This is a genomic window from Symbioplanes lichenis, assembly GCF_030709675.1.
In the GTDB taxonomy this organism is placed as follows: Bacteria; Actinomycetota; Actinomycetes; order Mycobacteriales; family Micromonosporaceae; genus Actinoplanes; species Actinoplanes lichenis.
The window spans coordinates 179,752-196,900 of sequence record NZ_JAUZQD010000002.1; the positions used below are offsets into that span (position 1 = coordinate 179,752).

Sequence of the window (17,149 nt, forward strand, 5' to 3'; positions counted from 1 at the left end):
ATCCCCTTCTCCTATCGAAAAGGTAGAGCCGGGGTGGGAGAGCCGGAAGGAAAGACCTTGCCGGGGTTGAGGATGCCGCGCGGGTCGAAGAGGTCTTTGAGGCCGCGTTGCAGGGCGTGCTGGACCGGGCCCAGCTCGGCCGCCAGCCACTCGCGTTTCAGCGTGCCGACCCCGTGCTCGCCGGTGATCGTGCCGCCGAGCTTGAGGGCCAGGTCGAAGATGGCGTCGGCGGCGGCCGCGGCGGCGGGCGGGATGCCCGGCTCGGCGGGGTCGGTGACGATGAGGGGGTGGACGTTGCCGTCGCCGGCGTGGGCGAGGGTGCAGATGCGGACGTCGTGGGTGGCGGCGATCTCCGTGATGCCGGCGATGGCCTCGGCGACGCGGGAGCGGGGGACCGCGATGTCCTCGATCAGCACCCGGCCGAGGCGCTCGATCGCGGGCAGGGCCTGGCGGCGGGCGGCCAGCAGGTCGGTGCCGGTCGTGCTGACCTCGACGGAGGTGGCGGTGGGGGCCAGGGCGGCGGCCACCAGCTCGCCCTCGCCGGCGCCGTCGGTCTGGACGATGAGCAGTGCGCCGCCGCGGGCGGCCAGGGTGGAGCCGGTCGCGGCGTCGATGGCGGCGATCGTGGCGGCGTCGAGGAGCTCGGCCAGCACCGGCTGGACGGGCAGGCGGGCGCACGCCGTGGCGGCCGCGCCGGCGTCCGGGAAGGCGGCGGCGACGGTGGCCCGGGCGGGCGGGATCACGCGCAGGCGCAGGGTCGCGCCGACGACGACGCCGAGGGTGCCTTCACTGCCGACGAAGAGGCCGGTCAGGTCGTAGCCGGCGACGCCCTTGACCGTGGCCGTGCCGGTGCTGATCCGGCGGCCGTCGGCCAGGACCACGTCGAGGCCGAGGACGGAGTCGCGGGTGACGCCGTACTTGGCGCAGCGCAGCCCGCCCGCGTTGGTCGCGATGTTGCCGCCGATGGTGGAGATCTCGAAGCTGGCCGGGTCGGGGGCGTACCCGAGGCCGTGTTCCGCCGCCGCCCGGTCCAGGTCGGCGGTGATCACGCCCGGCTCGACGACCGCGACGCCGTCGACAGGGTCGATCGCCAGGATGCGGTTCATCCGGGACAGGTCGAGGACCACGGTGCCGGCGCCCGCGGTGGCCGCGCCGGTCATGCTCGTGCCGGCGCCGCGGGGCACGACGGGCGTACCCGCCGTGTGGGCCGCCCGCAGGACGGCTTGGACCTCCGCGGGGTCCGCCGGGAAGACGACCGCCGCCGGCTCGCCGGGGGGAGACCAACCCGATCGGTCGGTACGCCGCGACGCCCGCACGTCCGCGTCCACACTGAACGCCACGCCGGTCCCCGCCAGCCACCCGGGAGCCGTCACGGTGTCGTCTCCACCGGGCGGTCCGGGTCCGAGCTCCACGCCGACCACGAGCCCGGATAGAGCGCGGCGTCGATGCCCGCGACGGCCAGCGCCGCGATCTCGTGGGCGGCGGTCACGCCCGAGCCGCAGTAGACGCCGACCCGCTCGCCCGCCAGGTCGGCGAACCTTTCCGAAAGGTCCGGCCGGAACACGGGTACGTCCCCCGCGACCAGGTTCTCGCCGGTGGGCCGGCTCACCGCGCCCGGGATGTGCCCGGCTCGGGGATCGATCGGTTCCACCTCGCCGCGGTAGCGCTCGCCGGCCCGGGCGTCGAGCAGCACCCCGGTCGCCGGCAGCGCGGCGGCCTCGTCGGCGGTCAGCGTCGGCAGGTGCCCGGGGGAGAGCGTGATCTGGCTCGGCGGCTGCGGCGCGGCAGTGCCGGTCGCCTGCGCGAAGCCCTCGGCTGCCCAGGCCGCGAGACCGCCGTCGAGGATGCGGACGCCGGTGATCCCGGCCCAGCGCAGCAGCCACCAGGCGCGGGCGGCGGCGAGACCGCCGCTGTTGTCGTAGACGACGACGCCCCGGCTGCGGGTGATGCCCCAGCGCCGCGTGTGGGCCTGCAGGTCGGCGACGTCAGGCAGCGGGTGGCGCCCGGCGCCGGGCTCGTGCGGCCCGGCCAGCTCGGTGTCGAGGTCGACGTAGACCGCGCCCGGCAGGTGACCCTCGCGGTAGTGCTCCTCGCCGTGCGGGTCGCCGAGGGCCCACCGGACGTCGAGCAGCACCGGCGGCTGCGGCCCGGCCAGGCGCCGGTGGAGCTCGGCCGCCGTCACCAGCACCTCCGCACGGCGGTCGGCCAGGGCCGGGAGCGTGGCGAGCAGGTCGGCGTCGTCCAGCGATCCGGCGGCGACCCCGTCCGCGTACGCCCGTTGCACCCGGGCCTGGATCGCTGCGTTCAGGGGCGCCTCGGCGCCGGAGAGCCGGGCCAGGAGCACGACCTCGCCGTGCAGGTAGTCGGTCTCGGGGGCGGCGCCCCGGGCGAGGCTCTGCCACGTGGAGTTGTGCCCGCGCGGGTACCCGGGCAGCTCGGCGACGTGGAAGTCGCCGGTGTCCGGGGTCTCGACGGCGACGCCCGCGGCGGCGAACACCTCCCGGGCCTCCCGCCGCAGCTCGGCGAGGGCCCGCTCACGCAGCTCGGAGCCGCCGTAGAGCGCGTCGAGGCCGTTGTAGAGGTTCCCGAGGAGCTTGCCGGCCTTGTAGGGGGCGATGTCGGCGACCTCCCGCACGTCGAACCCGCCGGCCCGCAGCTCGGCGGCGGCGACGGCACTGCGCGCGGTCGAGCCGAGCCAGAGCACGGCGGGCACCGGGGCGCCGGGGGAGAGGACCGTGCCGGCCTCGGTGTACTGGGCGGGGATCCAGATCACGGCCCCGATCACCTCGGCGAAGAACCGCAGGGCGGCCCGCTCGTTGGCCAGCCCGTTCTGCACGGTCAGCAGCGGGAGGTCGGTGCCCGCGAGGCCGGTGCTGCCGTCGGTGCGCTTGACGGGGCGCCAGGCCCACGCGCGTACGGCGGCCTCGGTGTCCTGGCTCTTGACCGCGAGCACGAGGACGTCGCCCTCGCGCAGCTCGACGTCGCCGGGACCGGCCGCCACGGGCAGTCGCACGGGGCGGGGCCCGTCGGGACGTACATAGGTGAGGGGCCCGGACCGCAGCGCCGTGAGCTGGGCGCCGCGCGCGACCAGCAGCACGTCCCGGCCCGCGGTGTGCAGCTCGGCGGCGAGCGACGCCCCGACCGCGCCCGCCCCGATGATGACCAGGCGCCTCATGCTGTTTCCCCGGGGCATGCCCTCCCGGCCCTCGCGGTGCGGGTCATCGTGCGGCTCACGGCCGTGTCGCTCGGTGCGGTCGCTCATGCCGCAACCGCGATCGCGGGAAGATCGGTGCCCAACCGGAGGCGCTCCAGGAACTGCACGACCAGCGCGGCGACCGTGCGATGGGTCACGTCGTTGAGGATGTCGTGGCGGCCGCCCTCGATGACGGTCAGCGCGGCGACCGGGCCAGCGGGGTAGCGGCCGCGGGCCTGCGCGAGCGGGCTGATCAGGTCGGCGCTGCCGTGCAGGCCCAGCACCGGTACGCCGATCGCTTCGGTTTCCCCCGCCAGCTCGGCCGGAACCGGGGCCGACGAGAGGCTGCCCGCGCCGCTCAGCACGCGCTGGTGGTTCGGGCAGGCCGTGCGCGCCTCGATGTCGGCCTCGGCCCACGCCTGCGGGCTCGCCTCGTGGCCGCCCAGGTCGATCCCGAAGGCGGGCGCCCGGCGCGACGCCGGCAGCCCCGCCAGCACGAGACCGTCGAGCCCCGGCGTGCCCCGGGCGGCGAGCGCCAGCGCGAACAGCGCACCCGTGTCCGAGCCGATCACCACGTGCGGGCCAATGTCGCTCAGCAACAACTTCTCCGCCGCCGCGAAGCTCGCCGTCAGGTCGGTGGTGACGTCGGGCAGCACCCGGACCCGGTAGGCGTCGGCGGCGAGGCGGCGGCCGAACCGCGCGTACACCTCGGGGGTCTCACCCCGCCCCGCCGCGACGACGACGGTGCCGCGCGGGTTGATCCCCTCGGGCTCGTTCCACTGGTCGCTCATGCTGTGATCCTGTCCGCCCGCGCCCGCCCGCGTCCAACAACGATCCGCGATCGTCATCGACAACAGTCTGTTATCAATCGGTTGCTAGCGTCCCGGTCATGGGACCTGTACTCGACATCGTGGCCCTGCGCAGCCTCGTCGGCGTGGCCGATTGCGGGGGCTTCCACCGCGCCGCCGAGGCGCTGTGCCTGAGCCAGCCGGCCGTGAGCCAGCACGTCCGGCGCCTCGAGAAGGCGGTCGGCCGGCCCCTCGTCGAGCGCCGGGGCCGGGGCGCCGCCTTCACCGCCGAGGGTCAGCTGCTCCTGGCCGACGCCCGGCGGATCCTGACGGCCCACGACGACGCCGTCCGCCGCCTGGTGCGGCCCGTCGTGACGACTGTCACCGTGGGGACGACCGAGCACGCCGCCGATCTCATCCTGCCGATCGTCACGGCCGCCCTCGACGGGCTGGAGGTCCGCTTCCGCGTCGACCGCACCGCGCGCCTCGACGAGGCCGTCGACCGGGGCACCCTCGACCTGGCCGTGGCGATGTCCGAGGTCTCGGGCGCGGTCACCGAGCCGGTCGGGTCGCTGCCGCTGACCTGGTACGCCGCGCCGGCCTTCAAGCAGCCGGCGCCCGGCGCGCCCTGGCCGGTCGTCGCGATCGAGCAGCCCTGTCTGCTCCGCAAGCGCGCCCTGGAGGCGCTGACCGCGCAGGGCATGAGCCCGTACGTGGTCTGCGACGCCGGTTATTCCGCGGGGGTCACCAACGCCGCCCGCGCCGGGCTGGGCGTGGCCCTGCTGGCCGACACCGGCGACGCGCCGGAGGGGCTGACCGCCCGCCCGGACCTGCCGCCCGTGCAGCCCGCCGCCCTCGGCTTCCGCACGCGGCAGGGCGCCGACCGGGAGCTGGCCGCCACGGTGCGCGGGGCCCTGCGCACCGCTCTGGCCGCTTGACCGGACCTTCACCAGCGCAGGGGGAGGGCGACCGGCCCCCGGACGTTGATCGACCGCCGGATCGGGATGCCGCGCCCGGGGTCGGGGGCCGGCCCGGGCAGCCGCCCCACCAGGCCAGCGCGGCGACGACGTCGCTGATCAGGTCGCCGGTGGGCGTGGCGCGACGACGCCGGGCGTACGCGATCAGCATCAGCTGGAAGGCGACGACGGTCCGCGCGGCGGCCGCCTCCTCGGCCTCGATGCAGTCGCTGCCGCCCAGGGCGAACAGGCACTCGCTGCCCTCCCGGGCCGTCGCCACGTCCTCCGCCGCGAACCCGAACACCCCGGCGGCGGTCTCGGCGGGCAGCGGCCCCGAGAACCGGGCCACCAGATCGGCCCGCCCGTCATCCGCGAACGTGCCGGCCAGCGCCGCGGCCCGCGCCCGGATCCCCGGCTCGAGGCCCTTGATGCGCCCGGCGGCGGTCAGATGCCGCGCGTACGGCTCCCGCAGCCGCCGATGCACCGCGGCGTCGGAGGTCACATGGTCGGCGGATACCCATCGGCCAGCGCGGCGCGTCGCCGGGTAGAGCTCCCGGAACGGGCGCAGCGTGTTGACCGACGAGAACCCGGCCGGATCCTTGAGGATCGCGTCCACGTCGGCGAACCGGTTGACCACCCAGGCGTCCAGCCGCGGCGAGAAGAACACAGGCTCCCGGCGCCGCGCCTGCTCGTAGAACGGGTACGGATCCTCGACGTGCGCGCCGAGCGGGTCGTAGCTCGCCGCGAGCTCACTGGTCACTCCTCCAGAGTGGACGCGGGCCCGCCGCGCAGGAAGGCCGCGCCGAGGAAGAGCGCGAAGAGCAGGGCGCCACATAGAGGGTGGCGGCGATCTCGCGGTTGGACCGGCCGTCGGCGAGCGCCCGCAACACTTCGAGCTCGCGGAGGCTGAGGGGCTCGGAGGGCGTACGCGGGACCGCACGGGCCGGACGCGGCCGCCGGCTGACGATCACGGCGGCGAGCACCGCGAGGAGCACGCCGCACACCGGGGCCAGCCACCACTCGCGGGCGCCGTACTCGACCAGGCCGAACAACAGCCCGGTCAGCACCATGAATCACACAAGGCGACCTCAGAGGACGGCGGAGACCTGCAGCGAGCGCAGGAAAGTGGTCAGGGCCTGCCGGTACGGCGCCACGGTGGCCAGGTCGGCGTACTCCTCGGGGCCGTGCAGGCCGTCCCCGCCGGGGCCGAAGATGACCGCGTTCGTGCCCGCCGCGTAGTAGAAGCGGCCGTCCGCCGCGCCGTGCTTGCGCAGCAGGTCGCCGCTGAAGCCGGCGTCGCGGGCGGCCGCCCGCAGGAGGGCCACGTCGCTCGCGTGCGGGTCGGCCCAGTGCGGCGCGCCCAGGTTGTCGATGGTCACCCTCACCCCGCACAGGCTTTCCAGGTACGCGGTCAGCTCGGCCGCCGTCTTCCCGGTCAGCTCGCTGTCCTGGGGCGGGAACCGGATGTCCAGCCACGCGGTGGCCTCGCCCGGCACCTGGTTCACGGCGGTGTTCGGCGTCTCGATGCGCGCCACGTTGACCGTGGTCACCCACTCCTCGGCCGCGGGCAGCGGATAGCGCTCGAGCAGCCGGCCGATCGCCGCGTGCAAGGTGAGCAGGGCGTTGTCGCCGTTCCACAGGTACGCGGCGTGGGCCGTGCGGCCGGTCGCGTGGAGGCGGATCTGCAGGATGCCCTTGCTCTCGTTGACGACCCGGAGCGCGCTCTGCTCCCCGATGACCACGAAGTCGGCCTCGACGCCCTCGGCGATCTGGTGCGCCGTCCCGTGGAAGCCGCCGACCTCCTCGTCGGTGACCAGCTGCAGCCCCAGGGGGTACGGGACCTCGCGCGCCAGCTCCCGGAACACGTCGGTCAGGACCAGGGTGGCCAGCTTCATGTCGTGCGCGCCCCGGCCGTACAGGCGACCGGTTTTGATCGTGGGGTGGAACTGCTCCCCGGTGCCCGGGACCACGTCGACGTGCCCGTTGAGGAGCACCCGGAAGCGGGGCCGGGGCCCGGACGGCCAGAGCAGCGCGCTGGGCTTCCCGTGCGACTCGAACCACTCGACCTCGAACCCCGGCCCGGCGTACGCGACCACGAAGTCGAGCGCCCGCTTCAGCTCCGCCGGCCGGTCCGCCGTCGACGGGACGGCGATGAGCTCGAGCGCGGCGTCCACGATCTCCTCCATCCGGCCATGATGTCACCCGGCGGCCGAGCGGAAGCGGGCCCGGTAGGTCGACGGCGAGACGCCCAGGTGCTGCTGGAAGACGCGGCGCATGGTCTCCGCGGAGCCGAAGCCGGCGGCGGCCGCCACGGCCTCGACCGGGGTGGTGCCGGACTCGAGGAGGATCTGGGCGGCCTCCACCCGGACCGTCTCGACGTGACGGGCGGGGCTCCGGCCGGGCGGGCGAGGAAGACAACGAGCTCCCGGGCGACCGCGCGGGCCACGCCGGCGCCGTGGTCCTCCTCGACCAGGGCGAGGGTCAGGTCGATGCCCGCCGTGACGCCGGCCGAGGTCACGACGGGGCCGTCGCGGAGGAAGACGGGGTCGCTGTCGACGTGCACCCGGCGATACGCGGTGGCCAGGTCGCCCGCGAGCCGCCAGTGGGTGCGGGTGCAGGGCGGTGACGGCGGCGCGGTCCTGCTCGGTCAGGTCGTCGTAGCCGATGCCCAGGACGTCGTACTCGACGCCCGCCGTGACCAGGGCGACCTCGGGTTCGAGGAACGCGGGGACGCCGGGCGTGGTGTGCAGGGCGATCGCGAGCCACACGCGGCGGACGCTGTCCTCGGGCACGCCGCGCGCCTGCAGGAAGCGCCGGGCCTCGTCCGCGCCGTCGACCTCGAAGCGGCGGTGCGGGATCCAGCCTCCCGTCCGGACCGCCGCCGGGCCATGTCCGTGCCGACCAGAATCCCACAGATCCGGACACCGGGTCAGAGGGCGTAGCGCGAGCGGAACAGCCGGTCCGGGTCGGCCGCCGCGCGGATGCGGCGCAGGCGGTCGAGGTGCGGGCCGTGGTAGAGCGGCAGCGTGCGCGGGTCCGGCTCGAGATAGTTGACGTAGCGGCCCGCCGACCAGCGGGCCATGGTGCGATGGCCGGCCTCGATCCAGGCGTAGGCGTCGGCGGCCGGGGCGTCCTCGACGAGCCACTGCAGCATCGTGTGCGCGCCGCGCCACGGGAAGGCGGTCGCGCCGGGGGCCACGCGGGCCACGGCGCCGGTCATGCGCTTGAGCTTCGCCACGCCGGGGCGGCGGGTGCGGGCGCTTTGTTCCACGGCGGACAGCAGGGCGGCGATCCCAGCGGCGGGCAGCGGGCGGCGGAAGATCTCGCTGCCCACGAGTTCGGTCGAGCGGACGGCGCACGTGGCCGCCGAGTCGCAGCCCGCGCGGTCGTGAGCCACGTCGAGGTACGGCCGGCGGGCCAGGACGGCCTTCGCGGGCGAGCGGCCCACGGCGCGGACGAGCGCGGCGGCCTCCGCGTCGGCGTCACCGCCGAGGACGGACCCGGAGACGCGTACGGACAAGGCGCCCGTCGCCGACGACGCGAACTGACACGCCGACCACGTCTCGTCGGGGGCCGTGGCGATTCGCGCCTGCCAGCCCGTGGCGACCCGGGCCGCGTCGGCCCACGGCCAGGTGAGGACGAAAGTGCCCGTCGCCGGGGCGGGATGGGTGCGCAGGCGCCACGCCGTGACGACGCCGAACTGGCCGCCGCCGCCGCCCCGCAACGCCCAGAAGAGCGACGGCTCGCGGGCACTGTCCACGGTGCGGTGCCGCCCGTCGGCCGTGACCACGCCGGCGGTCAGGACGGCGTCGCAGGTGAGCCCGTACGCAGAAGCCGCCAGGCCGATGCCCCCGCCCAGCGTGACGCCGCCGATGCCGACAGACCCGCAGGACCCGGAGGGTACGGAGACCCCGCGCGCGCCGAGCGTGTTGTACACACTCATCAGCGTGGCGCCGCCGCCCACTGTGGCCGTGCCCTGGTCGAGCGTGACCCCGTCGAGCCGGCGCAGATCGAGGACGAGCCCGGTCGACGACGTCGAGTCGCCGGTGTAGGAGTGCCCGCCGCCGCGCGTGACGATCGCCACTCCGGACCGGCGCGCGAAGCGGACGGTCTCGGCGACGTCGCCGGCGTGGGCACATCGGACGACGGCCGGCGGGCGGACGCCGTCGAAGCGCGGGTCGACGAGGGTGCGGCTGCGCTCGTACCCCGTGGTGCCCGGCAGTTCGACCGTCCCGTCGATCGCACGGTCGAGGGCCGCCCAGTCGGTTCTCTTCATCGGGAGCGGCAGAGCGGCAGCGGCCAGCAGCAGGCCGCGGCGGGTCAGTGACATGCGGGCATTATCCGGCAAAACGGGCAACTGTCTGTGGAAAACCTTTCCTGGGAGAAACCTTTGAACTCTCGTGGAGATCGTCTCGTACTTGTGGCTGTCGACGACGGAATGACCCTCGGAGAAGCGCGGCCGGTGCGGACCGCGCGGAACGAAAGGCAGAGCATGAGTCGTGTTCGTTACGGCAGCCGGGCGGGCAGCAGCCTGTCGCGCCGCCGCGTTCTCACGATCGCCGCGGCCGTCGGGGTGGGGGCCTCGGCCGCGGGCGTCGCGGGCCTGAGCCTCGCCGGGGAGAACGACAGCGCGGCCGCCGGGAACGCCGAGTCGCTGGTGCTGTCGCTGCGCGATGCGAAGAAGGGCACGTTCGACCTGTTCGTCGGCGAGTCCAAGGTCGTCATCACCGACAAGGACCTGGTGAAGACCCTGCTCAAGGCCGCGAAGAAGGAGAGCTGATGTCCTCGCACCGCGAAGCGCCGGAGATCAGCAAGGACCCGGTCGCCGACAGCTCCGACCTGTACGCGTTCGTCAGCCCCGACCACCCGGACACGGTCACGCTGATCGCGAACTACGTGCCGCTGCAGCTGCCCGCGAGCGGGCCGAACTTCTTCGAGTTCGGGGACGACGTGCTTTACGAGATCCACGTCGACTCGAACGGGGACGGGCGGCCGGATCTCACGTACCAGTTCCGCTTCCGCACGGAATTGCGCAACGACCGGACGTTCCTCTACAACACCGGGCCGATCGAATCGCTGGACAGCGAGAACTGGAATCGCCGGCAGTTCTATTCGGTGACCAAGGTCGACGCGCACGGCAAGCACACCGTGCTGGCCGAGAAGCTGCCCTGCCCGCCGTGCAACGTGGGCCCGCTGTCGATCCCGGACTACGACAAGCTGGCCGAGGACGCGGTCCACAAGCTCAAGACCGGCGAGAAGGTCTTCGCGGGCCAGCGGGCCGACGCGTTCTTCGTCGACCTCGGGGCCATCTTCGACCTGGGCACCCTGCGTCCCTTCCAGGACAAGCACCTCATCGGTCAAAACCTTTTCAAGGGCGCCGGTACGGCCGTCAACGCGACCGACCGCATGAACGTGCACAGCATCGCCATCCAGGTCCCGCTGCACATGGTCCGCAAGGACGGCAAGAAGAAGGTCCGCGGCCGGGACCCGGGTGCCGTCATCGGCGTCTGGACCTCCGCCAGCCGCCGTCAGGTGCAGGTGCGCGGCAACAAGGACGACAACGACGTCTTCGTCGGCCCGCAGGTGCAGGTGTCGCGCCTGGGCAACCCGCTCTTCAACGAGGTCATCGTGCCGATGGCGCAGAAGGACCTGTGGAACAGCCTGCCGCCGGCCGAGGACAAGCGCTTCGCCGAGTTCGTCGAGCAGCCCGAGCTCGGTGCGCTGCTGCCGGTGCTCTACCCGGGCCTGTTCGACAACCTCGCCGAGCTCAACAAGGCGAAGACCGCCCGCGCCGACCTGGTGGCAATTCTGCTCACCGGCATCCCGGACGGGCTGATCGACGACTTCCAGAACAACACCGGCGACACGCAGGCCGACATGCTGCGCCTCAACACGGTGATCCCGCCGGCCAAGGAGGAGAACGCCTTCGGCATCATCGGCGGCGACCTGGCCGGCTTCCCCAACGGCCGCCGGCCCGCCGACGACGTGGTGTCGATCTCGCTGCGCGCCATCGCCGGGGCCACGTTCCCCCTGGTGGACGAGAAGTTCACCCCCGACGACGCGGCGACGCTGGTCGAGCAGGGACTGTCGGCCAAGGACGTCAGCTCCAAGCTGCTGAAGAAGTTCCCCTACCTCGGCGTGCCGTTCGACGGCTTCAACAACCCCTCGGCTTCTTCCTCGGGAAGTGACAAGTGAGCCACACCCACCACACTCTGGCTCCCTCGGGCCAGGGAACCGTCGTGCTCAACATCGGCCAGGGGATCGGCGCGCTGATCGTCGACACGCCGGGCAGCCTGCACGGACACGAGATCGAGGTGAGCCCGGTCGAGGACTCCGCCACGCGTACGCACGCGGCCGTCCGGGCCCGCTACGTGCGCGACGGCGTCCGCTTCAGCATGGTGATCGACAGCCTGCGCGAGGGCCGCTACGTGGTCTGGCGCGACCCGGTCACCCCGCTGGCCGAGGTCGACATCGCGAGCGGTTCCGTCACGGAGTTCGCCTGGCCCTCGTAAGCCTCCCGGCCGGTTTACAGTGGGCGGATGGACACGCCGGCGCCGGCTGTACGCGCGGTCCTGCGCACCACCGACGTGGAGCAGGCCCGCGCGTTCTGCCGCCGCATGTTCTACGGGCCCCTGGAGGCGGAGCTGTCCGGCTCCCGGGACGGTTTCGCCTTCTCCGGCGACGTGGTGCAGACCGGGCCGCTCACGATCGGTGAGGTCAGCTACGGCGCCGAGATGTGCATCGCCCTGGGTGACCTGCGCACCGCCTACCACGTCCTCGCCCCGCTCACCGGCGCCGTCCACGCCCGCCACCGCGGCGCCGCCGTCACCGCCGACCCGGGCCGCGCCGCCGTCTTCCAGCCCGCCGGCGACGTCGAGACCCGCTGGACCGCCGACTGCCGCCTGATCAGCGTCAAGGTCGAACGCCTCGCCTTCGAGCGCGAGCTGTCCACCCCGGACGTTCCCGGCGGCCGCCCCCGCCTCGGCCCCGCCTTCGGCCTGGCCGGCGGCCCCGGCCGCAGCTGGCTCGGCCTCGCCCGCCTCCTCCACCACGAGCTGCGCGAACCGGACGGCCTCTCCCGCCTCCCGCCGCTCCTGCGCCGCTGGCGCGACCTGGCCATCAGCGCACTGGCCTCCGCCGTCGAACACCCCGCGGGCGACACCGCCCCCGACCTCCCCACCGCCCGCCGCCCCCGCACGGTCAAGCGCGCCCTCGACGCCATGCACGCCGAGCCCGGCCGCCCCTTCACCGCCCAGGAACTCGCCGCCATCTCCGGCGTCGGCGTCCGCGTCCTCCAGGAATCCTTCCGCCGCCACGTCGGCGTCCCACCCCTCACCTACCTCCGCCGCCTCCGCCTCGAAGGCGTCCACGCCGACCTGACCCGCTCCGGCCGGGGCGAGGTGAGCGTGAGCGAGGTCGCCCACCGCTGGGGCTTCACCCACCTGGGCCGCTTCGCGGGCGCCTACCGCGACCGCTACGGCACCACCCCCTCCGAAACCCTCCGCGACCACCCCTGACGCCCCGAACTGTCCCGCCGGCGACAGAACCGCCGGAGATGACCCGCGCCGCCACTACCATGCGTTGATTCGAGCGATCACCGTGCCGACCGGGAGATGCGCGTGACGGCCGATCAGATCATCCGCCTGGTGACAGCGATCTCCGGCCTGCTCGGCGTGCTGGTGTGGCCGGCTCTGCTGCTTCTGATCGCCTCCCGGTTCCGCGTCCCACTGTCGGACTTCTTCAGCAACCTCGGTGAGCTGTCCTTCAAAGCACCCGGGCTGGAGGCATCGGCGCGGCGCCGGCAGGTGGAGGCTGCCGTTGCGCTGGGAGCCGCAGTGGCGACGCAGCCGGGACAGCAGCCCGGCGCCACGAATCCCACCACTGTCGCCGATGCCTTGGCGCTCGCCGTTCCCGACACACGGACGCAGCGGCGACTGCAAGGCCGCTCGGTGGGCCGGCCCCCGGACGATCGCGCCGGATACACCCTGCTCGACGAGTTGCGGAGGGACGGGGACCGCACGCCGTTCATCATCTACGCCGGTTCGCGCTCGTCCGAGCATGTCGAGGAGGCCCGGCGGCGGGGTGCGCTCGGCTGCACCAACGCGCCGCAGGAACTGATCCAGATGGTGACCCGGGCGTTACGGGCCACCCGCGTCGCGCGAACGGTCGCGCGGTCCGCCGGCGACATCACCCGTTCGTCCTCCGGGCCGTGGACCGGTGTGGCCCGGGCTCCGACGGGGGCCCGGGCGTCTCCCGGGCCGGGGATCGGTGCGGCCCGGACCCGGCCGGGTGCTCGCTCGTCTCTCGGGCCGGGGATCGGTGCGGCTCGGACTCGGTGGGTCGCGAGCGGTGGACGGCGACGCCGGCGACGACCAGGACGATGCCGGTGATCTCGGCCGCCGTGGGGATCTGGGTGAGGACGATGACGCCGATGACGGTGGCGGTGGCGGGAAGGAGGGCGATCATGAGGGCGTACGTGGCCCGGGGCAGGCGGGCCATGGCGAGCTGGTCGGCGACGTACGGGACGACCGACGAGCAGATGCCCACGCCCGCGGCCGCCGGCAGGAGGATCGGGTCGGCGAAGGCGGGAGCGGCCGCGCCGAGGCCGAGGGGCAGGGCGAGCACCGCGGCGATGATCATGGACAGGGCGAGGCCGTCGAGGCCGGACATCCGGTCGTCGCGGGCGACGCGGTGGCCCAGGACGATGTAGGCGGCGAAGAGCGCGGCGTTGGCGGCGGCGAAGAGGAGGCCGAGGGGCTCCGACACGAGGCGGACGTCGGTGAGCAGCCAGACACCGGCCACCGCGGCGACCAGGGCGAGGCCGTTGCGGAAGGAGCGGGCGGAGGCGGCGGCCAGGGCGACGACCGGGAGGAACTCGATCGCGGCGACGGTGCCCAGCGGGAGGCGGTCGATGGCCAGGTAGAAGACGCTGTTCATGGCGGCCAGCACGGTGGCCCAGGCCGTCAGGAGCAGCCAGGCCGGGCGGTCGAGGCGCACCCGCCACGGGCGGCGCCACGCCACGAAGACCAGCGCCGCGGTCGCGATACGCAGCCAGGCCACGCCGAGGACGCCGACGCGGGCGAAGAGGAGGACGGCCAGCGCCGGGCCGAGGTAGTGGAAGATCGCGCTGACGACGAAGTACGCGTGCGGCGGTGGACGTACTGACATTCCTCTATTCTCGGAAGGCCACACGCGCAGGGCCATGAGCGATCGAAGGCGGGAGCGCCCGGGGATGGCCGACAAGGAAAGCGGAACGGCGAAACGGTTTCCCGACGGGATCGACCGGCGGCTGCTCGACGAGCTCGGGGCGGATCCGCGCATCAGCGCCGCCGAGCTGGCCCGGCGGGTCCGGATGTCGGCACCGGCCGTGCGGGAGCGGCTGGCGCGGCTCGAGGAGACGGGCGTCATCCGCGGCTACCGGCTCGACGTGGACCCCGCCGCGCTGGGACTGCCCGTGGCCGCCTGGGTCCGGATCAGCCCCGGACCCGGGCAGCTACGCAAGATCGCCGAGCTGGCCGCGCGTACCCCGCAGGTCAGTGAGTGTCATCGCATCTCGGGCGAGGACTGTTTCCTGCTCCAGGTGCACGTGGCGGCCGTGGAGGACCTGGCCGCGGTGCTCGACCTGTTCCTCCCGCACGGCCGGACGTCGAGCTCCTTCGTGGTCTCGACGCCCGTGCCGCCGCGCCCGCCGGGTCAGGGCTCGACTTTCTGACCCTTGCCGATGACCACGATGCCGCTGTCGGAGACCGTCCAGCGCTTGCGGTCGGCCTCGAGGTCGACGCCGATCCGGGCGCCCTCGGGGACGATGACGTTCTTGTCGATGATGGCGTTGCGGATCACCGCGTTCCGGCCGACCTGCACGCCCTCCATCAGCACCGAGCTCGAGACGGTGGCCCAGGAATTGATGCGTACGTTGGGGGAGATGACCGAGCGCTCGACCAGCGAGCCGGACACCACCACGCCGGGGCTGATCATCGACTCGACCGCGCGGCCCTGCCGGTCCTGGTAGCCGTGGACGAACTTCGCCGGCGGCCAGGAGCCGTAGTTGGTGAAGATCGGCCACTCGTGGTTGTAGAGGTTGAAGATCGGGACCGTGGCGATCAGGTCCATGTGCGCCTCGTAGAACGAGTCGAGCGTGCCCACGTCGCGCCAGTAGCCGCGGTCACGCTCCGTGCTGCCGGGCACGTCGTTGTCGCGGAAGTCGTAGACGTTGGCCTCGCCCTTCTCGACGAGCATGGGGATGATGTTGCCGCCCATGTCGTGCTTGCTGTCCGGGTTCTGCGCGTCCAGGGACACGGCCTCGCACAGCGCCTTGGTGCTGAAGACGTAGTTGCCCATCGACGCGTAGATCTCGTCGGGGGAGTCGGGCAGCCCGTCGACCTGCTTGGGCTTCTCGCGGAAGGCGCGGATGCGCTTGCCGTCCTCGGCCACGTCGATGACGCCGAACTGGTCGGACATCAACTTGGGCTGGCGGATGCCGGCCACCGTCACCGAGGCGCCCGAGGCGATGTGGTCGTTGACCATCTGCTTCGGGTCCATGCGGTAGATGTGGTCGGCGCCGAACACGATGACATAGTCCGGCTTCTCGTCGTTGATGAGGTTGAGGGACTGGTAGATGGCGTCGGCCGAGCCGGCGAACCAGCGCGGGCCGAGCCGCTGCTGCGCCGGGACGGGCGTGACGTAGTTGCCCAGCAGCGTCGACATCCGCCACGTCTTGGTGATGTGGCGGTCGAGGGAGTGCGACTTGTACTGGGTGAGGACGACGATCTTGAGGTAGCCGCCGTTGGCCAGATTCGACAGGACGAAGTCGATCATGCGGTAGATGCCGCCGAACGGGACACCGGGCTTGGCCCGGTCCGCGGTGAGGGGCATCAGGCGCTTGCCTTCGCCACCTGCCAGAACGATTGCGAGCACCTTGGGAGCCATGCCCGTGAACCTATAATTCCGCGCCCTCTTGCGCCAGCCGGACGCACTATTGTGCGTGACGTGACCGACTCGTCCTCGAAACCTGACCTCCGCGTCGACCTGATCACCCGGGAGTACCCCCCGGAGGTCTACGGCGGCGCCGGGGTGCACCTCGAATATCTGACCCGTGACCTGCGCGCCCTCGCGGACGTCCGGGTGCACTGCTTCGGCGCCCCGCGCACCGAACCGGGCGTGACCGCCTATCCGGTGCCCGAGACCCTGACCGAGGCCAACGCGGCCCTGCAGACCATGGGCGTCGACCTGGCGATCGCCGCCGGCGCGGCGGGCACGGACCTGGTGCACAGCCACACCTGGTACGCCAACTTCGCCGGCCACACGGCGAAACTCCTGCACGGCGTCCCGCACGTGGTCACGACCCACAGCCTCGAGCCGCTCCGCCCGTGGAAGGCCGAGCAGCTGGGTGGCGGCTACGCGCTGTCGTCGTTCTGTGAGCGCACCGCCATCGAGAACGCCGACGCCGTCATCGCGGTCTCCGCCGGCATGCGCCGCGACGTCCTCAAGGCCTACCCGGCGGTGGACCCCGCCAAGATCCACGTGGTCTACAACGGCATCGACACCGAGCAGTACGCCCCCCACCGCGACACCGACGTCGTCGAGCGCCTCGGCATCGACCTCAACCGGCCGAGCGTGGTCTTCGTCGGGCGCATCACCCGGCAGAAGGGCCTGCCGTACCTGATGCGCGCCTGCCAGGACCTGCCCAAGGACGTGCAGATCGTCCTGCTGGCCGGCGCCCCCGACACCAAGGAGATCGCCGCCGAGGTCGAGGAGCTCGCCACCCAGCTCCGCAACGCCCGCGACCCCGAGGGCGTGATCTGGGTCCAGGAGATGCTCCCCAAGCACGAGGTCGTCCAGGTCCTCACGCACGCGACGGTCTTCGTCTGCCCGTCGATCTACGAGCCCATGGGCATCGTCAACCTCGAGGCCATGGCCTGCGAGACCGCCGTCGTGGCCACCGCCACCGGCGGCATCCCCGAGGTGGTCGCGGACGGCGAGACCGGCCTGCTGGTCCCGCTCGACCAGGCCGAGGACGGCACAGGCACCCCGCTCGACCCGGACCGCTTCGTCGCCGACCTCGCCGCCGCCATCACCACCCTGGTCCAGGACCCGGCCCGGGCCCAGCAGATGGGCCTCGCCGGCCGCCGCCGAGCCGTCGAGAAGTTCTCGTGGTCGACCATCGCCCGCGACACCCTCGAGGTCTACCGCACCGTCCTCTGACCCCGCCCCGC

17 protein-coding genes and 1 pseudogene are annotated in these 17,149 nt (G+C 73.3%); 8 read left to right on the forward strand and 10 right to left on the reverse strand.

From position 1 onward, the window contains the following. Positions 1 to 11: 11 nt before the first annotated feature. From RAN62_RS04690 to RAN62_RS04700, 4 genes and pseudogenes are all read right to left on the reverse strand, one after another. Positions 12 to 1,373, reverse strand: a complete 1,362-nt coding sequence (locus RAN62_RS04690; RefSeq protein WP_305783209.1) for an FAD-binding oxidoreductase — start codon at positions 1,371 to 1,373, stop codon at positions 12 to 14. Continuing rightward, positions 1,370 to 2,209, reverse strand: a complete 840-nt coding sequence (locus tag RAN62_RS41045) for a sulfurtransferase (protein ID WP_438874472.1) — start codon at positions 2,207 to 2,209, stop codon at positions 1,370 to 1,372. The genes RAN62_RS04690 and RAN62_RS41045 overlap by 4 nt, the downstream gene beginning before the upstream one ends. 81 nt (positions 2,210 to 2,290) lie before the next feature. After that, positions 2,291 to 3,262, reverse strand: a pseudogene (locus tag RAN62_RS41050) (ketopantoate reductase family protein); the annotation flags it as partial. Next, complete coding sequence (locus RAN62_RS04700; RefSeq protein WP_305783211.1) at positions 3,259 to 3,984, reverse strand: alpha/beta hydrolase; 726 nt, start codon at positions 3,982 to 3,984, stop codon at positions 3,259 to 3,261. The pseudogene RAN62_RS41050 and the gene RAN62_RS04700, both read right to left, overlap by 4 nt. A 98-nt stretch (positions 3,985 to 4,082) precedes the next feature. On the opposite strand from RAN62_RS04700, the gene RAN62_RS04705 reads away from it, so the two are divergent. Beyond that, positions 4,083 to 4,919: a LysR family transcriptional regulator gene (locus RAN62_RS04705; RefSeq protein ID WP_305783212.1), complete on the forward strand. Its 837-nt coding sequence runs from the start codon at positions 4,083 to 4,085 to the stop codon at positions 4,917 to 4,919. 767 nt (positions 4,920 to 5,686) lie between these two features. On the opposite strand, the gene RAN62_RS41345 is transcribed toward RAN62_RS04705, so the two are convergent. Genes RAN62_RS41345 through RAN62_RS04720 form a run of 3 tightly spaced genes read right to left on the reverse strand, consistent with a single transcriptional unit; the run spans position 5,687 to position 7,540 of the window. Then, complete coding sequence (locus RAN62_RS41345) at positions 5,687 to 6,007, reverse strand: LuxR C-terminal-related transcriptional regulator (protein ID WP_305783213.1); 321 nt, start codon at positions 6,005 to 6,007, stop codon at positions 5,687 to 5,689. Between the two features lie 18 nt (positions 6,008 to 6,025). Then, positions 6,026 to 7,123: a M20 family metallopeptidase gene (locus RAN62_RS04715; protein WP_305783214.1), complete on the reverse strand. Its 1,098-nt coding sequence runs from the start codon at positions 7,121 to 7,123 to the stop codon at positions 6,026 to 6,028. Between the two features lie 12 nt (positions 7,124 to 7,135). After that, entirely contained in the window at positions 7,136 to 7,540 is a 405-nt protein-coding gene (locus RAN62_RS04720; protein ID WP_305783699.1) for a helix-turn-helix domain-containing protein, read from the reverse strand. On the opposite strand from RAN62_RS04720, the gene RAN62_RS04725 reads away from it, so the two are divergent. After that, positions 7,427 to 7,879 carry a hypothetical protein gene (locus tag RAN62_RS04725; RefSeq protein ID WP_305783718.1) on the forward strand — a complete coding sequence of 151 codons (453 nt, stop codon included), beginning with the start codon at positions 7,427 to 7,429 and terminating at the stop codon, positions 7,877 to 7,879. The two genes, RAN62_RS04720 and RAN62_RS04725, sit on opposite strands and share 114 nt — an antisense overlap. Here RAN62_RS04725 and RAN62_RS04730 read toward each other — a convergent pair. Next, positions 7,867 to 9,267, reverse strand: coding sequence for an FAD-binding oxidoreductase (locus RAN62_RS04730; protein ID WP_305783215.1), 1,401 nt, complete (start codon positions 9,265 to 9,267; stop codon positions 7,867 to 7,869). The genes RAN62_RS04725 and RAN62_RS04730 overlap by 13 nt on opposite strands. A gap of 162 nt (positions 9,268 to 9,429) precedes the next feature. Between RAN62_RS04730 and RAN62_RS04735 the strand changes: the two genes are divergently transcribed. From RAN62_RS04735 to RAN62_RS04750, 4 genes are read left to right on the forward strand one after another with little or no spacing between them, the layout of a single operon-like run. After that, on the forward strand, positions 9,430 to 9,717 hold the full coding sequence (locus tag RAN62_RS04735; protein ID WP_305783216.1) for a hypothetical protein: 288 nt from the start codon (positions 9,430 to 9,432) through the stop codon (positions 9,715 to 9,717). Continuing rightward, positions 9,717 to 11,132 carry a DUF4331 domain-containing protein gene (locus tag RAN62_RS04740; protein ID WP_305783217.1) on the forward strand — a complete coding sequence of 472 codons (1,416 nt, stop codon included), beginning with the start codon at positions 9,717 to 9,719 and terminating at the stop codon, positions 11,130 to 11,132. The genes RAN62_RS04735 and RAN62_RS04740 overlap by 1 nt, the downstream gene beginning before the upstream one ends. Beyond that, positions 11,129 to 11,449, forward strand: a complete 321-nt coding sequence (locus RAN62_RS04745) for a phospholipase (RefSeq protein ID WP_305783218.1) — start codon at positions 11,129 to 11,131, stop codon at positions 11,447 to 11,449. Before RAN62_RS04740 ends, RAN62_RS04745 begins: the two co-directional genes overlap by 4 nt. Positions 11,450 to 11,476: 27 nt before the next feature. Next, the gene (locus RAN62_RS04750; protein ID WP_305783219.1) at positions 11,477 to 12,454 is read left to right on the forward strand and encodes an AraC family transcriptional regulator; all 978 of its coding nucleotides are present in this window, start codon (positions 11,477 to 11,479) and stop codon (positions 12,452 to 12,454) included. 670 nt (positions 12,455 to 13,124) lie between these two features. On the opposite strand, the gene RAN62_RS04755 is transcribed toward RAN62_RS04750, so the two are convergent. Then, positions 13,125 to 14,141, reverse strand: a complete 1,017-nt coding sequence (locus tag RAN62_RS04755; RefSeq protein WP_305783220.1) for an EamA family transporter — start codon at positions 14,139 to 14,141, stop codon at positions 13,125 to 13,127. Between the two features lie 28 nt (positions 14,142 to 14,169). Here RAN62_RS04755 and RAN62_RS04760 point away from each other — a divergent pair, with 28 nt between their 5' ends. Beyond that, positions 14,170 to 14,649: an Lrp/AsnC family transcriptional regulator gene (locus RAN62_RS04760; protein ID WP_305783700.1), complete on the forward strand. Its 480-nt coding sequence runs from the start codon at positions 14,170 to 14,172 to the stop codon at positions 14,647 to 14,649. On the opposite strand, the gene glgC is transcribed toward RAN62_RS04760, so the two are convergent. Continuing rightward, positions 14,631 to 15,863, reverse strand: a complete 1,233-nt coding sequence (glgC, locus tag RAN62_RS04765) for a glucose-1-phosphate adenylyltransferase (protein ID WP_305783221.1) — start codon at positions 15,861 to 15,863, stop codon at positions 14,631 to 14,633. The two genes, RAN62_RS04760 and glgC, sit on opposite strands and share 19 nt — an antisense overlap. 60 nt (positions 15,864 to 15,923) lie before the next feature. Here glgC and glgA point away from each other — a divergent pair, with 60 nt between their 5' ends. Next, the gene (gene glgA, locus RAN62_RS04770; RefSeq protein WP_305783222.1) at positions 15,924 to 17,138 is read left to right on the forward strand and encodes a glycogen synthase; all 1,215 of its coding nucleotides are present in this window, start codon (positions 15,924 to 15,926) and stop codon (positions 17,136 to 17,138) included. Positions 17,139 to 17,149 lie beyond the last annotated feature (11 nt).

What these genes read in the sequence shown, in the direction of transcription:
- RAN62_RS04740 (WP_305783217.1), top strand. Translation starts at nt 9,717, where the DNA reads ATGTCCTCGCACCGCGAAGCGCCGGAGATCAGCAAGGACCCGGTCGCC.
- glgC (WP_305783221.1), bottom strand. Translation starts at nt 15,863, where the DNA reads ATGGCTCCCAAGGTGCTCGCAATCGTTCTGGCAGGTGGCGAAGGCAAG.
- RAN62_RS41345 (WP_305783213.1), bottom strand. Translation starts at nt 6,007, where the DNA reads ATGGTGCTGACCGGGCTGTTGTTCGGCCTGGTCGAGTACGGCGCCCGC.
- RAN62_RS04730 (WP_305783215.1), bottom strand. Translation starts at nt 9,267, where the DNA reads ATGTCACTGACCCGCCGCGGCCTGCTGCTGGCCGCTGCCGCTCTGCCG.
- RAN62_RS04755 (WP_305783220.1), bottom strand. Translation starts at nt 14,141, where the DNA reads ATGGCCCTGCGCGTGTGGCCTTCCGAGAATAGAGGAATGTCAGTACGT.
- RAN62_RS04715 (WP_305783214.1), bottom strand. Translation starts at nt 7,123, where the DNA reads ATGGAGGAGATCGTGGACGCCGCGCTCGAGCTCATCGCCGTCCCGTCG.
- RAN62_RS04700 (WP_305783211.1), bottom strand. Translation starts at nt 3,984, where the DNA reads ATGAGCGACCAGTGGAACGAGCCCGAGGGGATCAACCCGCGCGGCACC.
- RAN62_RS04735 (WP_305783216.1), top strand. Translation starts at nt 9,430, where the DNA reads ATGAGTCGTGTTCGTTACGGCAGCCGGGCGGGCAGCAGCCTGTCGCGC.
- RAN62_RS04760 (WP_305783700.1), top strand. Translation starts at nt 14,170, where the DNA reads ATGGCCGACAAGGAAAGCGGAACGGCGAAACGGTTTCCCGACGGGATC.
- RAN62_RS04750 (WP_305783219.1), top strand. Translation starts at nt 11,477, where the DNA reads ATGGACACGCCGGCGCCGGCTGTACGCGCGGTCCTGCGCACCACCGAC.
- RAN62_RS04725 (WP_305783718.1), top strand. Translation starts at nt 7,427, where the DNA reads ATGCCCGCCGTGACGCCGGCCGAGGTCACGACGGGGCCGTCGCGGAGG.
- RAN62_RS04705 (WP_305783212.1), top strand. Translation starts at nt 4,083, where the DNA reads ATGGGACCTGTACTCGACATCGTGGCCCTGCGCAGCCTCGTCGGCGTG.